The organism is Bradyrhizobium sp. STM 3566 (assembly GCF_045571445.1).
Taxonomy (GTDB): Bacteria; Pseudomonadota; Alphaproteobacteria; order Rhizobiales; family Xanthobacteraceae; genus Bradyrhizobium; species Bradyrhizobium vignae.
In genome coordinates this window covers 5,021,553-5,036,372 of record NZ_CP120692.1, presented here as the reverse complement: position 1 = coordinate 5,036,372, position 14,820 = coordinate 5,021,553, and the positions used below count along the sequence as shown (strand labels likewise).

At 64.0% G+C, this 14,820-nt stretch carries 13 protein-coding genes; 6 read left to right on the top strand and 7 right to left on the bottom strand.

What is annotated here, in order from left to right; all coding sequences use genetic code 11:
• Window positions 1–141: 141 nt before the first annotated feature.
• On the bottom strand, window positions 142–1,275 hold the full coding sequence (locus tag P6U27_RS24285; protein ID WP_407122005.1) for a nitronate monooxygenase: 1,134 nt from the start codon (window positions 1,273–1,275) through the stop codon (window positions 142–144).
• Between the two features lie 255 nt (window positions 1,276–1,530).
• On the opposite strand from P6U27_RS24285, the gene P6U27_RS24280 reads away from it, so the two are divergent.
• Window positions 1,531–3,186: a flavin-containing monooxygenase gene (locus P6U27_RS24280; protein ID WP_407192723.1), complete on the top strand. Its 1,656-nt coding sequence runs from the start codon at window positions 1,531–1,533 to the stop codon at window positions 3,184–3,186.
• 169 nt (window positions 3,187–3,355) lie between these two features.
• Entirely contained in the window at window positions 3,356–4,228 is an 873-nt protein-coding gene (yghU, locus tag P6U27_RS24275) for a glutathione-dependent disulfide-bond oxidoreductase (protein ID WP_122404258.1), read from the top strand.
• A gap of 114 nt (window positions 4,229–4,342) precedes the next feature.
• Here yghU and P6U27_RS24270 read toward each other — a convergent pair whose 3' ends face one another.
• The 3 genes from P6U27_RS24270 to P6U27_RS24260 form a co-directional block, all read right to left on the bottom strand.
• Window positions 4,343–5,620: an acyl-CoA dehydrogenase family protein gene (locus tag P6U27_RS24270; RefSeq protein WP_162500368.1), complete on the bottom strand. Its 1,278-nt coding sequence runs from the start codon at window positions 5,618–5,620 to the stop codon at window positions 4,343–4,345.
• Between the two features lie 295 nt (window positions 5,621–5,915).
• Window positions 5,916–6,296, bottom strand: coding sequence for a VOC family protein (locus P6U27_RS24265; RefSeq protein WP_122404256.1), 381 nt, complete (start codon window positions 6,294–6,296; stop codon window positions 5,916–5,918).
• A 110-nt stretch (window positions 6,297–6,406) separates the two neighbouring features.
• Complete coding sequence (locus P6U27_RS24260) at window positions 6,407–7,186, bottom strand: SDR family NAD(P)-dependent oxidoreductase (RefSeq protein WP_129143541.1); 780 nt, start codon at window positions 7,184–7,186, stop codon at window positions 6,407–6,409.
• A gap of 165 nt (window positions 7,187–7,351) precedes the next feature.
• Between P6U27_RS24260 and P6U27_RS24255 the strand changes: the two genes are divergently transcribed.
• From P6U27_RS24255 to P6U27_RS24245, 3 genes are read left to right on the top strand one after another with little or no spacing between them, the layout of a single operon-like run.
• The gene (locus P6U27_RS24255) at window positions 7,352–8,140 is read left to right on the top strand and encodes an enoyl-CoA hydratase/isomerase (RefSeq protein ID WP_100230120.1); all 789 of its coding nucleotides are present in this window, start codon (window positions 7,352–7,354) and stop codon (window positions 8,138–8,140) included.
• Entirely contained in the window at window positions 8,137–9,123 is a 987-nt protein-coding gene (locus P6U27_RS24250; protein ID WP_122404254.1) for a phosphotransferase family protein, read from the top strand. The genes P6U27_RS24255 and P6U27_RS24250 overlap by 4 nt, the downstream gene beginning before the upstream one ends.
• A 3-nt stretch (window positions 9,124–9,126) precedes the next feature.
• Window positions 9,127–9,504, top strand: a complete 378-nt coding sequence (locus P6U27_RS24245; protein WP_122404253.1) for a DUF6285 domain-containing protein — start codon at window positions 9,127–9,129, stop codon at window positions 9,502–9,504.
• A 161-nt stretch (window positions 9,505–9,665) separates the two neighbouring features.
• Here P6U27_RS24245 and P6U27_RS24240 read toward each other — a convergent pair whose 3' ends face one another.
• Complete coding sequence (locus P6U27_RS24240) at window positions 9,666–10,445, bottom strand: enoyl-CoA hydratase-related protein (protein WP_122404252.1); 780 nt, start codon at window positions 10,443–10,445, stop codon at window positions 9,666–9,668.
• Window positions 10,446–10,656: 211 nt separating this feature from the next.
• Here P6U27_RS24240 and P6U27_RS24235 point away from each other — a divergent pair, with 211 nt between their 5' ends.
• Window positions 10,657–11,931: an acyl-CoA dehydrogenase family protein gene (locus P6U27_RS24235; protein WP_122404251.1), complete on the top strand. Its 1,275-nt coding sequence runs from the start codon at window positions 10,657–10,659 to the stop codon at window positions 11,929–11,931.
• A gap of 75 nt (window positions 11,932–12,006) precedes the next feature.
• Here the strand turns inward: P6U27_RS24235 and P6U27_RS24230 are convergent, their stop codons facing one another.
• Together P6U27_RS24230 and P6U27_RS24225 are read right to left on the bottom strand one after the other, a co-directional pair.
• On the bottom strand, window positions 12,007–13,584 hold the full coding sequence (locus P6U27_RS24230) for a fatty acid--CoA ligase (protein ID WP_407192722.1): 1,578 nt from the start codon (window positions 13,582–13,584) through the stop codon (window positions 12,007–12,009).
• Between the two features lie 277 nt (window positions 13,585–13,861).
• Window positions 13,862–14,734 (bottom strand): SDR family oxidoreductase, encoded by an 873-nt coding sequence (locus P6U27_RS24225; RefSeq protein ID WP_122404249.1) that lies wholly within the window; start codon window positions 14,732–14,734, stop codon window positions 13,862–13,864.
• Window positions 14,735–14,820: the final 86 nt, after the last annotated feature.

Here is a 14,820-nt window from a genome sequence, read left to right as displayed (position 1 = left end):
GACGTTAGTTGCTTCGTCAATTGCGAGGAGCCCGCGACAAAATTGCGAAGCAATTCTGCGCTGGCGACGAAGCAATCCAGAAATGGATCCGCGGAGGCAGTCTGGATTTGCTTCGCTGCCCTCGCAATGACGATGCAGTGACTACTGCGCCACCAGCGCATTCATGTGCTCGACGGCTTCGGCGAACTCTTCCTTGAACTCCTGCACCACGGCACCCGCCGATTTCACGCTGTCGATCAGGCCGACGCCCTGGCCGACGAAATAGCTGACGAGATCGCGCGCCTTGGCGTTGCCGCTCGCGGCGGCTCGGTCGATGGAATGGAAGGCGTCGCGGCTGATGATGCTCTGCAGCGGCATCGGCAGCGCGCCCGGGCTGTCCGGCGCGCGGTCCCAGGCATCGGTCCAGACCGAGCGGAGCTGCCGTGCCGGCTTGCCGGTGCGGCCCTTGGAGCGGACGGCGTCGCGGGAGGACGCCGCGATCATCTTCTCGCGGAAAATCTCCGTGGTCTCGGCCTCGACGGTGGCAAGCCACACCGAGCCGGTCCAGACGCCGGCCGCGCCCATCGCCATGCAGGCCGCCATCTGCCGTCCCGTCATGACGCCGCCGGCCGCCAGCACCGGCACGTCGCGAATGGGCTTGATGGCCTTGATCACCTCCGGCACCAGCACCATGGTTGAGACCTCGCCGCAATGGCCGCCGGCCTCGGTGCCCTGCACCACGAGGATGTCGACGCCGGCCGCGACCTGGCGCAGCGCGTGCTCCTTGGCGCCGACCAGCGCCGCGACGGGGACGCCGCGCGTCTTGCCCATTTCGATCATCGCCTTCGGCGGCACGCCCAGCGCATTGGCGATCAGCCGGATCGGATGATTGAAGGAGACCTCCAGCAGCTGAAGCGCGGTCTTCGCATCGAACGGTTGCGGCTGGTTGTCCGCGACGTCGGTGGTGGTCAGTTCGATGTCGTACTTCTTCAGGAGATTTCGCGTGTAATCGCGGTGCTCTTGCGGCACGCGCGTTTCCAGTCTCTTCCAGGTGACGTCCTTCTCACCCGCGGTCGAGATGTTTTCGGGGATCAGCACATCGATGCCATAAGGCTTGCCATCGACGTGATCGTCGATCCACCTCAGCTCGCGCTCGAGCGTATCAGGCGTGTGCACGGTCGCGCCGAGCACGCCGAAGCCGCCGGCGCGGCTGACGGCGGCGACGACATCGCGGCAATGGCTGAAGGCGAGCAGTGGGAATTCGATACCCAGCATGTCGCAGATCGGCGATTTCATGGTTCTCTCCCGGCAGCAGCCTTCCGCGTTGCTGTTGTTGCTTTGCTTGCGAAGGCCCCGCGACGCTAGCCCATCGTCGCCCGCGATGCCAATCCGGATTTGGCGGCGCATCTTGCGTACAGGCGCCACGAAGCGGATGAGCCATTCCGCTCTACAAAATAAGCAGCCCAGAGCCTGCCGATTTGCCTCTTGCGCTTTCGAGGACGAAAGCAAATGCTGGCGTACAACAACAGAAAAATCAGGGAGCGCCAATCAATGTCGTCAGCGCAATCGAACCCCGCCCGCGCCGCCGAGGCCTACGATGTGGTCGTCGTCGGCGCCGGCTTTGCCGGCATGTACATGCTGCATCGCTTGCGCGGGCTCGGCTTCTCCGCACGCATATACGAGCAGGGCGGCGGCGTCGGCGGCACCTGGTATTGGAACCCCTATCCCGGCGCGCGCTGCGACGTCGAGAGCATGCAATATTCCTACTCGTTCTCCGAAGAGCTCCAGCAGGAATGGGACTGGAGCGAACGCTACGCGCCGCAACCGGAGATCCTGAAATACGCCAATCACGTCGCCGATCGCTTCGATCTGCGTCGCGACATCCAGTTCAACACCCGGGTCGAGCGCGCTGTGTTCGACGAACGCGCGGAGCGCTGGTCGGTGACGATCTCCGACGGAAAGACCGTTCAAGCGCAGTTCGTCGTGCTTGCCACGGGCTGCCTTTCGAATGCACGCAAGCCCGACATCAGGGGGCTCGAAGATTTCAAGGGGCCCGTCTACCACACCGGCAACTGGCCGCATGAAGAGGTCGACTTCACGGGCCTGCGCGTCGGCCTGATCGGCACGGGATCATCGGGCATCCAGTCGGCACCCGTCATCGCCGAGCAGGCGAAGCATCTCACCGTGTTCCAGCGTACAGCCAATTTCTCCGTTCCGGCCCGCAACGCCGCGCTGACCGCTGAGGAACGCAGCGCGTTCCGCAGGAACTATCCCGAAATCCGTCGCTTCGCCCGCGTGGTCGCCCGCAATGGCATCTATGCCGCGCAGCCGGATCGTGGCGCGCTCGATGACGACGACGATGTCAGGCGCGCAAAGTATTCGGCGCGCTGGGAGCGCGGCGGGCTCACCTTCATGTACGCCTATAACAATCTCGCCCTCGACCGGGCCGCGAACGACACCGCGGCGGATTTCGTGCGCGGCAAGATCGCCGAGATCGTGAAGGACCCTGAGACCGCAAAGCTGCTTCAGCCGAACAGCCATCCGATCGGCACCAAGCGCATCTGCGTCGACACCGACTATTTCGCAACCTTCAACCGTTCCAACGTCTCGCTGGTCGACATCAAGATCAATCCGATTCAAGAGATCACCGCAAACGCCGTGCGCGTCGCGGGGAAGGACCACGAGGTCGATGCGCTGGTGCTTGCGACGGGGTTCGACGCGATGACCGGCTCCGTCGCCAGGATCGACATTTTGGGTCGTGGCGGGCAGACGCTGAAGCAGAAATGGGCGGGAGGTCCAAAGACCTATCTCGGCCTGATGAGCGCGGGCTTTCCGAACCTCTTCATCATCACTGGCCCGGGCAGCCCCTCGGTCCTGTCGAACATGATCGTGTCGATCGAGCAGCATGTCGACTGGATCGCAGACGGCCTCGTCCACATGCGCAAGCAGCGCCTCGCGACGATGGAGGCGGGCAGGGAAGCCGAGGAGAGATGGGTGGCGCATGTCAACGAGATCGCCCACGGCACGCTCTATCCGCAGGCCAATTCCTGGTACATGGGGGCCAACGTCCCCGGCAAGCCGCGCATCTTCATGCCCTATATCGGCCGCGTCGGCGTTTACCGGCGGATCTGCGAGGAGGTCGCCGCGAAGGGATATGAAGGATTTGTGATGAAGCACGAGGAGCAGCCGCAAGCCGCGGCGTCCTAGGTGGCGCCGTCATTCCGGGCTCGCCCTGCGGGTGCCCCGAAATGAGATGGGGGAGGGGTGCCATGACAAAACGTGGAGTTGGCCCATCCGACAATGCATTTCGGCGCCCTTGTCATCGGCCGTTCGCGGGCTAATTAATGCAGGCGCATCTTTCCGCCGGAGCCCTTGCATGACTGACACCCCTTACGTGCCGCCCAAAGTCTGGACCTGGAACAAGGAGAATGGCGGGCAGTTCGCCAACATCAACCGGCCCATTGCCGGCCCCACCCATGACAAGGAGCTGCCGGTCGGCAAGCATCCCCTCCAGCTCTATTCGCTGGCGACGCCGAACGGGGTGAAGGTGACCGTGATGCTGGAGGAACTCCTGGCGCTCGGCCACAAGGGGGCCGAGTACGACGCTTGGCTGATCAGGATCGGCAACGGCGAACAGTTCGGCAGCGGCTTCGTCGACATCAATCCGAATTCCAAGATTCCAGCGCTGATGGATCGTTCCGGCCCCGAGCCGATCCGTGTGTTCGAGTCCGGCTCGATCCTCCTCTACCTCGCCGAGAAGTTCGGCGCCTTCCTGCCGAAGGACATCAAGACCCGCGCCGAGGCGATGTCCTGGCTGTTCTGGCAGATGGGCAGCGCGCCCTATCTCGGCGGCGGTTTCGGCCATTTCTACGCCTATGCGCCGACCAAGATCGAATATGCCATCGACCGTTTCGCGATGGAAACCAAGCGCCAGCTCGACGTGCTCGACCGGCGCCTTGCCGACAACGAATATCTCGCGGGCAAGGAGTACACCATCGCCGACATGGCGGTGTGGCCCTGGTATGGCGCGCTCGCCAAGGGGCTGGTCTATGGCGCCGGCGAATTCCTCTCGGTACAGGACTACAAGAACGTGCAGCGCTGGACCGACCAGATCGCCAAGCGTCCGGCGGTGAAGCGCGGCCGCATGGTCAACCGCATCTCCGGCGACCCCGCCAGCCAGCTCCATGAGCGTCACGACGCATCCGATTTCGAGACCAAGACGCAGGACAAGCTCGCGCCCGCGATGTAGTTCGAACGGTGTAAGGTGGGCAAAGCGAAAGCGTGCCCACCACTTCTTGCGAGGTCACGGTGGTGGGCACGGCGCGAAGAGCGCGCCTTTGCCCACTCTACGGCACCTCGTGACTCACGCCATGCTCAGCTCGTGGCGTCCGACCACCATCCAGTGCACCTCGTCCGGACCGTCGGCGAAGCGCAGGTGCCGCACGTCCTGGTACATCTCCGCGAGCGGGGTCCAGTGCGAGATGCCGGTGGCGCCGTGCATCTGGATCGCCTGGTCGATGATCTTGCAGGCGCGCTCCGGCACCATGGCCTTGACCATGGAGACCCAGACGCGAGCCTCCTTGTTGCCGAGCACGTCCATCGCCTTCGCCGCCTTCAGCACCATCAGCCGCATCGCCTCGATCTCGCAGCGCGCCTGCGCGATGATCTGCATGTTGCCGCCGAGATGGGCGATCTTCTTGCCGAAGGCTTCGCGGGTGAGGCCTCGCTGCACCATGAGGTCGAGCGCCTTCTCGGCCTTGCCGATGGTGCGCATGCAGTGATGGATACGTCCCGGGCCGAGGCGGAGCTGCGAGATCTCGAAGCCGCGGCCTTCGCCGAGCAGGATGTTCTCCTTCGGGACGCGCACATTGTTGAAGCGCATGTGCATGTGGCCGCGCGGGGCATGATCCTGGCCGAACACGTACATGGGGCCGAGCACCTCGACGCCGGGCGTGTCGCGCGGCACCAGGATCTGCGACTGCTGCTTGCTCGGCGGCGCGTCCGGATTGGTCTTCACCATCACGATGAGGATCTTGCAGCGGGGATCGCCGAGACCCGAGATGTAGTACTTCTCGCCGTTGATGACCCATTCGTCGCCGACGAGCTTCGCGGTGGTCGAGATGTTCTTGGCGTCGGAGGAAGCGACGTTCGGCTCGGTCATGACATAGGCCGAGCGGATTTCGCCGTTGAGCAGCGGCTTCAGCCACTTCTCCTTCTGCTCCTCGGTGCCGACGCGCTCCAGCACCTCCATGTTGCCGGTGTCGGGCGCCGAGCAGTTCATGGTCTCCGATGCCAGCGGGCTCTTGCCGAGCTCGGCGGCAATGTAGGCGTAATCGAGATTCTTCAAGCCCTGGCCGGTCTCGTCATCGGGCAGGAAGAAGTTCCAGAGGCCTTCCTGCTTGGCCTTGTTCTTGGCCTTCTCCAGCACCTCGAGCTGCTTCGGCGTAAAACTCCAGCGATCCTCCTTGCCTTCGCCCGCCTTGGCGAACTCGATCGACATCGGCTCGACGGTGTCGCGGATGAACTTCTTGACGTGGTCATAGAGCGGCCGGACCTGGTCCGACATCCTGAGGTCGTTGAGTTCGTCGCCGGGATTGAGCGTGTAATTGGTGGTGCGGGGAATGTAGGTGTGTTTTGTCATTGTTCCTCCCGGGGACGCTGAGATCGTTCTGGGCGCAAGAATAGTCGCAGCGCTGCCAAAGTGCGAGCGCGCATTTTGCGCGCAAGCCATGCCATGCGATGGAATATCGCGAGGACGTTTGAAATGTTGTTTGAATGGGGCGGCGTAGGGAAGCGGCAGGTCCGCGCCTCACTCTCCGCTGTCATCGCCCGACTTGATCGGGCGATCCAGTACTCCGAAACGGCAGCGATTGAACCGAGAAGCTGCGGCGTACTGGATTCCCCGCCTCCGCGGGGAATGACGGCATCCTGAGCGATCAGTTCGCCATCCGATGCATCGCGCAGATCTTGTTGCCGTCGAGGTCGCGCAAGTAAGCGAGATAGAGCTTCACTCCGGAGCCCTCCCGGATGCCGGGCGGATTTTCGATCGGCGTTCCACCAGCGGCGACGCCCGCGGCGTGCCATCTGTCGACCTGCTCAGGCGAATTGGCGGCAAAGCCGATGGTGCCGCCGTTGGCGCAGGTCGCTGGCTCGCCATTGATCGGCTTCGACACCGAGAACACGCCGGTCTTGGTGATATAGAAAATGCGATGGCCGTCGACCTTGGCTGGCCGCACCTCGAGCGTGCCCAGCAGTTGGTCGTAGAACGCCTTGGCTTTGTCGAGGTCGTTGGTGCCGACCATGATGTGCGAGAACATTTGCCCATTCCCTCAGTGTTGTAGCCCGGATGGAGCGCAGCGAAATCCGGGTCTTGCCTCACGGTTACGCCGGTCCCGGATTGCGCTGCGCTCCATCCGGGCTACGAAAATCAAAACGCCGTATAGCCGCCGTCGATCACGAACGTATCCGCCGTGTGATACGACGACGCCTTGCTCATCAGATACACCGCGATGCCGCCGAAATCGGAGGCTTCGCCGAAGCGCCGCATCGGAATCCGCGGCATCACGTTGGCGACGAACTTGTCGTTGGCCATGAGCCCTGCGGTCATGTCACTCTTGATCCAGCCTGGCAGGATCGCATTGGCGGTGACGCCGTAACGCGCCAGCTCGACCCCGAGTGCGCGCACCAGCGCGTTGATGGCGGCCTTGGTCGCGGCATAATGCTCGTTGCGCGCCGTGCCGAAGATCGAGGCGAGGCTCGAGGTCGCGACCAGCCGGCCGAAGGGATCGCCTGCATTGGCGCGATCGGTCATGTGTTTCGCCGCGGCCTGGAACGCGTGGAACACGCCATCGAGATTGGTCGCGAACATCGTGCGCCATTCCTCCTCGGTGCGCTCGATGAAGGCGCGCCGGCCGCCGCCACCGATGCCAGCATTGGCGAAGCAGCCGTCGACGCGGCCGTAGGTGTCGAGCGTCGCCTTCATCGCCGCATTGACCGAGGCCGGATCGGTGACGTCGCAGACGCGGGTGTCGACCTTGCCGGCAAGGTCGGCCAGGCTCGCGGCGGCACTCTTGTTCTTGTCGGGATTGCGGCCCCAGATCGAGACGTTGCAACCCTGGGCCGCAAGCGCCTGCGCGATGCCGAGCCCGATGCCGCCGTTGCCGCCGGTGATCACGGCGACGCGGCCGGAGAGGTCGAAAATGGTCATGGCGCGTTTCCTTTTTTTGGTCTGCGGCCCGTCAGCCGCTGCGCGCAAGATTGCTTGCTATGCTCTGATCACCATGGACAAGACCGCGACAAAAATCAAATATGCACTCCGGCAAAAACTAATTCCGGTCTGCGAAACATCGCGGCCGCAACTGACGAGGAAACAATGCAGTTCAAACACGTCACGCTCGATTTCGATGGCTCGGTCGCGATCCTCAAGCTCGACCATCAGGAGGTGATGAACGCGGTCTCCGTGGATATGCTGGGAGGTCTCGCCGAAGCGCTCGACGCGATCGAAGAGAAGAAGGACGAGGTGCGCTGCGTCGTCTTGACCGGCGCGGGCCGCGCGTTCTGCACCGGCGCGAATCTTCAAGGCCGCAACAACCAGTCGAAGAAGACCAAGGCCGGCCTGACGCTCGAGACGGGTTTTCACCCCTTCCTGCGCCGCATCCGCAACCTGCACTGCCCGATCGTCACCGCGGTCAACGGCCCGGCTGCCGGCGCCGGCATGAGTTTCGCGCTGCTCGGCGACATGATTTTGTGCGCGCGTTCCTCCTACTTCCTGCAAGCCTTCCGCCGCATCGGCCTCGTGCCGGACTGCGGCTCGACCTGGCTCCTGCCGCGTCTCGTCGGCCGCGCGCGCTCGATCGAATTGTCGCTGATGGGCGAGCGGCTGCCGGCCGAGAAGGCGCTGGAGTGGGGCCTCGTCAACCGCGTCTATGACGACGGCGTGCTGATGGAGGAGGCGATGAAGCTCGCACGCGAACTCGCCAGCGGCCCCACGGTCGCGCTGTCACTGATCCGCAAGCTCTATTGGGACAGCCCGGAAAACTCATTCGAGGATCAGCTCAATCTCGAATTCCAGTGCCAGCTCCGCGCCGGCGACACCCAGGATTTCCGCGAGGGCGTCGGCGCGTTCCTGGAGAAGCGTCCCGCGCAGTTCAAGGGCAAATGATCGAGGCGGAGCTCTCGCGCAGCGTCGCGCGCTGGTGCCCGGGCGCGACCGGCGTCACAGGCGCCGCAAAACTGTCCGGCGGCGCGAGCCAGGAGACCTGGCGCTTCGACATCGTGCATCCCGATGGTCCGATCGGTGCGATCCTGCGCCGCTCGCCGAAGGGCTATGGCGCCGCACCGACGCGTGCAGCGGGCCTTGGTGCTGAAGCGCAGCTGATGCAGCTCGCCTATGAGGCCGGCGTGCCGTCCCCGCGCGTGATGCATGTGCTCACGCCGGAGGACGAGCTCGGCACCGGCTTCATCATGCAGCGTGTCGAGGGCGAGACCATCGCGCGCAAGATTCTTCGCGATGAGGAGTACGCGGCGGCGCGGCCGCTTCTCGCGCGGCAGATCGGCGGCATTCTCGCTGGCCTCCACAGGCTGCCGCAAGACGAATTGCCTGCGCTGCGCAGCCGGGGGGCGACACAGGAGATCGGCGAGTTCGAGCGCGACTATCGTAGCCTGAACTGGCCCAAGCCCGTGTTCGAGCTGGCACTGCGCTGGCTGCGCGACCACGATCCCGGTCCCGCGGCCGAGACCACGCTGGTGCACGGCGATTTCCGCAACGGCAATCTCATCATCGGCTCGGACGGCGTTCGCGCGGTGCTCGACTGGGAGCTCGCTCATCTCGGCGATCCCATGGAGGATCTCGGCTGGGTCTGCGTCAATTCCTGGCGCTTTGGCGAGATCGACAAGCCGGTCGGTGGGTTTGGCACGCGCGAGGAATTGTTCGCGGGCTATGAGGCCGCAGGCCGCAAGGTCGATCCGGCGCGCGTAAAATTCTGGGAAGTGATGGGGACGCTGCGCTGGGGCATCATGTGCGGCGGCATGATGCAACGGTTTCGCGAAGGGCCGGACCATTCCATGGAGCGCGCCATGATCGGCCGCCGCGCCTCGGAGACCGAGATCGATCTGTTGCGGCTCTTGGCGCCGCGCGGGAGCTGACGCATGCAGGATGAACCGACGCCCATCGAGCTGACGAAAGCAGTCGCCGATTTCCTCCGGAGCGACATCACGCCGCTGATCTCCGGCCACCAGGCCTTCAAGCTGCGCGTCGCCATCAACATCCTCGAGCTCGTCACGCGGCAGCTGACGCGGGAGAAGGAGAGCGACGCTGCGGAGGTGGAGCGCCTGCGTACGCTGCTTGGCATCGACGGCTCGGTCACCGAGCTCAACCGCGCGCTCGCCGAGCGCATCGCCCAAGGCGAGGTTGATCTGACAACGCCCGGTCTCGCCGAGCATCTGTGGGCGACCACGATGGACAAGCTCGCCGTCGATCAGCCGAATTATGCGTCCTACAAGCGGGAGCTGTCTCGAGGCGGGTAGGCGGCGCCTCAACCTCCGCCGTCATCGCCCGCGAGGGCCGGCGATCCAGTATTCCAGAGACCGCAGCGAGATACGGAGAAGCCGCGGCGCACTGGATGCCCCGGTCAAGCCGGGGCATGACACAGATGGTGTCGGGCGTCTCATCGTGAGGAGCGGAGCCGCTACTTCCCGACCCATTTCGGCGGCCGCTTCTCCGCAAACGCTTTCGGACCCTCGATATAGTCCTGCGAGGCCACCATTGCCTTGACCGCCGGATACTCCCGCTGCTCGGCGATCGCCTGCTCCAGCGACACGCCAAGCCCACGCTGGATGGCCTGCTTCGAGGCCCGGATCGACATCGGCGAGTTCTTGGCGATCATCTCGGCCCAGCGCAGCGCGGCGTTGAGCGCCTCGCCCTGTGGCACCACCTCATTGACGAAGCCGAGCTCAAGACCTTCCTTTGCGCTGACATGGCGCGCGGTGAGGATCATGCCCATGGCGCGCTTGAGGCCGATCTGCCGCGGCAGACGGTGCAGGCCGCCGGCGAGTGCGGCAAGGCCGACGCGCGGCTCGGGCAGCGCGAAGGTTGCGTTCTCCGCGGCGATGATGAGGTCGCAGGCCAGTGCGATCTCGAAACCGCCGCCCATGGCAACGCCGTTCACTGCGGCGATGATCGGCTTGTCGCAGTCGAAGCGCGAGGTGAGGCCGGCAAAGCCGCCCTTGTCCCAGCCGCGCTTGCCGCCGGCGGCCTGCCATTTCAGATCGTTGCCGGCGCAGAACGCCTTGTCGCCGCTGCCCGTGACGATCGCGATCCACTGCTCGGGATCGGCGGAGAAATCGTCGAACACTTTTTGCAGCTCGAAATGCGCATCGGTATGCAGCGCGTTGTAGACCTCGGGCCGCGACAGCGTCACGATCGTGATCGGTCCCTTGCGTTCCACCTTGGAAAAGTTCAGCTCCATCGCGCGGCTCCCGCATTTTCTTGTGAAGGAATATCGGCGTCATACTAGCGCGCGTCGCCGCTCGAGCACCATCGAATTGCGTAGGTGCGCCTTGCGCCGCCGGCACGTCTCGGCTCGCTTGACTTGGCGAGGCTCTTCTCACCTTAATCATGCGAAGCAAAGACGCGCCTAGCGCCTCAACGCAAAACGAAAATCAATCCGGGAGAGAACCGTGGATTTCTCATTGCCTGCCGATCTCGTCGCTTATCTCGGAGAGCTCGACCGTTTCATCGAACGCGAGATCAAGCCGCTGGAGAAGGCCGAGGACAACATCCGCTTTTTCGATCATCGCCGCGAATGGGCGCGCACGGATTTCGAGAATGGCGGTCTGCCGCGGCATGAATGGGAAGCGCTGCTGCGCAAGGCCAAGGATCTCGCCGACGCCGCCGGCCATCTGCGGTTCCCGGTGCCGAAGCAATATGGTGGGAAGGACGGCTCCAACCTCTGGATGGCCGTGATCCGCGAGCATTTTGCCGCAAAGGGCCTCGGCCTGCACAACGATCTCCAGAACGAGCACTCGATCGTCGGTAACTTCCCCGTCGTCACCATGCTCGACCGTTACGGCCGCGACGACCAGAAGGCGATGATCGACGGTTCGATCAGGGGCAAGTACCGCATCACCTTTGGCCTCACCGAGCCGCATCACGGCTCGGACGCCACCCACATGGAGACGCGCGCGGTGCCGGCCACGCGCGACAACGTCAAGGGCTGGATCATCAACGGCGAGAAGATGTGGACCACCGGCATGCACGTCGCCACCCATTGTGCGCTGTTCGCGCGCACCGGCGGCAATGACGGCGATGCCCGCGGCATCACCTGCTTCCTGGTGCCGGCCAAGAGCCCCGGTGTGAAGGTCGAGGAATACATGTGGACCTTCAACATGCCGACCGACCATCCGCGCGTCAGTTTCACCGATGTGTTCGTGCCCGAGGATGCGCTGTTCGGCGAGGTCGGCCGCGGCCTCTCCTTGGCGCAATGTTTCGTGCACCAGAACCGCATCCGCCAGGCCGCGAGCTCGCTGGGAGCGGCCGTCTACTGCATCAACGAGAGTGTGAAATACGCCCGAGAACGAAAACCGTTCGGCAAGGCGCTCGCGGAAAACCAGGCGATCCAGTTCCCGTTGGTCGAGCTCGCCACCCAAGCCGAGATGCTGCGCCTGTTGATCCGCAAGACCGCTTGGGAGATGGACCAGCTCACCGAGGAGCAGATCGAGCGCACGCTCTCCGACCGCGTCTCGATGTGCAACTACTGGGCAAACCGCCTCTGCTGCGAATCCGCCGACCGGGCGATGCAGGTCCATGGCGGCATGGGCTACTCACGCCACAAGCCGTTCGAGCACGTCTACCGCCATCACCGCCGCTATCGCATCACCGAGGGCAGCGAGGAGATCCAGATGCGGAAAGTGGCGGGTTTCTTGTTCGGCTATATGGGGCCGGGGAAGCATTAGCGTCATTGCGAGCGCAGCGAAGCATCCAGAAATGTTGCCTCGGAGGGACTTGGGATTGCTTCGCTCGCAGCGGGGCTAATTCACCCGTCGATCCTTCCCCGCCCAATACGGCTCGCGCAACTGCCGCCGCAAAATCTTGCCGCTCGGATTGCGCGGCAGCGCCGGCAGGAACTCAACGCTCTTCGGCGTCTTGTAGCCGGCGATGCGCGTCCGGGTGAAATTGATGATGTCGGTGGCAGTCGCCTGTTTGCCGGGCTTCATCACCACGACGGCCTTCACCGCTTCGCCCCATTTGTCGTCGGGCACGCCGATCACGGCAGCTTCCGCGATATCAGGATGATCGCAGAGCGCGCTCTCGACCTCGGCGGGGTAGATGTTCTCGCCGCCGGAGATGATCATGTCCTTGATGCGGTCGTGGATGTAGAGGTAGCCGTCCTCGTCCATGTAGCCGGCATCGCCCGTACGCAACCACCCGTCACTGCGCAGCGTCGCAGCGGTGGCCTCCGGCAAATTCCAGTAGCCGACCATATTGGAGCCCGAGCGCGTCGCGATCTCGCCGACCTGGCGCGGCGGCAGCGGCTTGCCGTCGGCGTCCAGAATCGCGATCTCGACGCCCGGCAGGGCCTTGCCGGCCGAGCGCATCCGCTCCAGCCCCTCGACATGGTCCTCAGGCGGCAGCGCGACGATGGTGCCGGTCGTCTCGGTCATGCCGTACAGCTGCACGAAGTCGCATTTGAACACCTCGATGCACTCCTTCAGCAGCGCCGCCGGGATCGGCGAGGCGCCGTACAGCATGTATTTCAGCCGCGAGAAGTCCATCGTCTTGGCCCGCGGCTGCCGCACCACGAACTGCATCGCCGCCGGCACCATGAACAGTTTTGTGATGCCCGACTGCTCGAAGAAATCCAAAACCTTGGTGGGGTCGAACTCGCGCGCGATCACGCCGCGGGCGCCGTGATAGAGCCCCATCACGCCCCAGCCTGAGCCGCCGATGTGGAAGATCGGCATCGCTACCAGCGAGACGTCGTCGGTCGACCACCGGTTCCACTCCGGCTTGTCCTCGGCATTGCTTGTCTGCATGAGGTTGAGGAAGTTCGCGTGGCTCAGCATCGCGCCTTTCGGCTTGCCTGTGGTGCCCGAGGTGTAGAGCTGGATCGCGATGTCCTTCGTGTCGATCGGCACTTTTGGATCGTCGCCGCTCTGTGCATCGCGCCACGCCGTAAAATCCCGCCACTCCGGCGCGCCGCCCTCGGTGGTGATGACGGTGCGCACGCCCGGTATCTGATCCCTGATCTGGCGAACCTGTGTGATGAACTCCGGCCCGACGAACAGCACTGGCGCCTTGCAATCCGAAACGATGAAAGCGACCTCGGGCCCCGCGAGCCGCCAGTTCACCGGCGCCATCACCACACCGGCCTTGATCGCGCCCAACAGCAGCTCGAAATAGAGATCGCTGTTCTTGCCGAGATAGGCGACGCGATCACCCTTCTTCAAGCCCATTGCAATCAGCGCGTTGGCAACCTTGTTCGTTTTGATGTCGAACTCGGCAAAGCTGGTGAGGCGGCCCTCGAACTCGTAGGCGATGGCATCGCCGCGGCTGTTGGCGCGCTCACGCACCATGTCGGCGAGGTCAGCCAGTTTCTGTGTGGACATGTTTCTCCCGTGACGTTTTGTTTTTATTGCGGGGGAGTTTGGCGGCATCTGTGGGTGAAGACAAGGTGGGGAGCCCCGCGGTCGTCCCGGACAAGCGCAGCGAAGCGGAGCGCAATCCGGGAGCCATAGCCCCTAAACGCAATTTGGCGAAGACTGGTCATTGCCAATCTTCGCCAAGCTAACTTCTGTGGTTATGGGTCCCTGCGTTCGCGGGGATGACAGGTGAGGGTGGCGTGAGGGGGCGTCAGCTCCTCACGCCTTCATTCGGGCGACACAACTAGCCCCGCTTCGCCCGGTCCTTTTCGTTCTGCGCCATGATGCTCTCGCGCGCGGTCTTCCAGTCCTCGTCGCTCCAGTCGCGCAGCTGGTAGAAATTGCCGCCCATGGCCAGCGCCTGGGCGCCGTCCATGGCGATGGTCTCGCCGTTGATCCAGTTGCAGCCGCCTGAGATCAGGAACACCGCGAGGTTCTGCAATTCCTCCATGGTGCCGACGCGGCCCATCGGGTTCATCGCCTTGGTGCGCGCGCCGGCCTCGTCACCCGGCTTGATGCGTTTGCTCATGCCCTCGGTCGGGATCTCGCCGGGGGCAATCGTGTTGAGGCGGATGCCGTAGCGGCCCCATTCGGTCGCCAGCGACATCGTCATGGCGTGGATCGCCGACTTGCTCATCGCTGACGGCACCACATAAGGCGAGCCGTTGCGCACCCAGGTCACGGTGATCGACACGACGTTGCCCGGCTGCTTCAAGGCGATCCAGCGCTTGCCGACCGCATGCGTCACATAGAACGTGCCGTGCATGACGATATTGGCGACCGCGTCGAACCCGCGCGGCGAGAGCTCCTCGGTGCGGGAGATGAAGTTGCCGGCGGCGTTGTTGATGAGGTCGGTGAGGGGGCCATCGCGGAAGATGGTCTCGATCATCTCCTCGACCGCGAGCGCATTGCGGATGTCGACGCCGTGGCTGGTGACGCGGCCGCCATAGAGATCCATCAGCTCGGTCGCGGTCTCGTCGCACACGATCTTGCGTCGGCCGCAGATGTGCACCTCGGCGCCGAGCTGGAGGAAGCGCGCCGCCATCGACTTGCCGAGACCGGTGCCGCCGCCGGTCACGAGAATGCGCCGGCCGGCCAGAAGATTTTCCTTGAACATGGCTGTTTCCCCCGTAGGGATTGTCAGTTAATTGGTCGATTGACTAAATCCGGCCTCCAGCGTCCTGTAAAGCGGCACTGAACAAG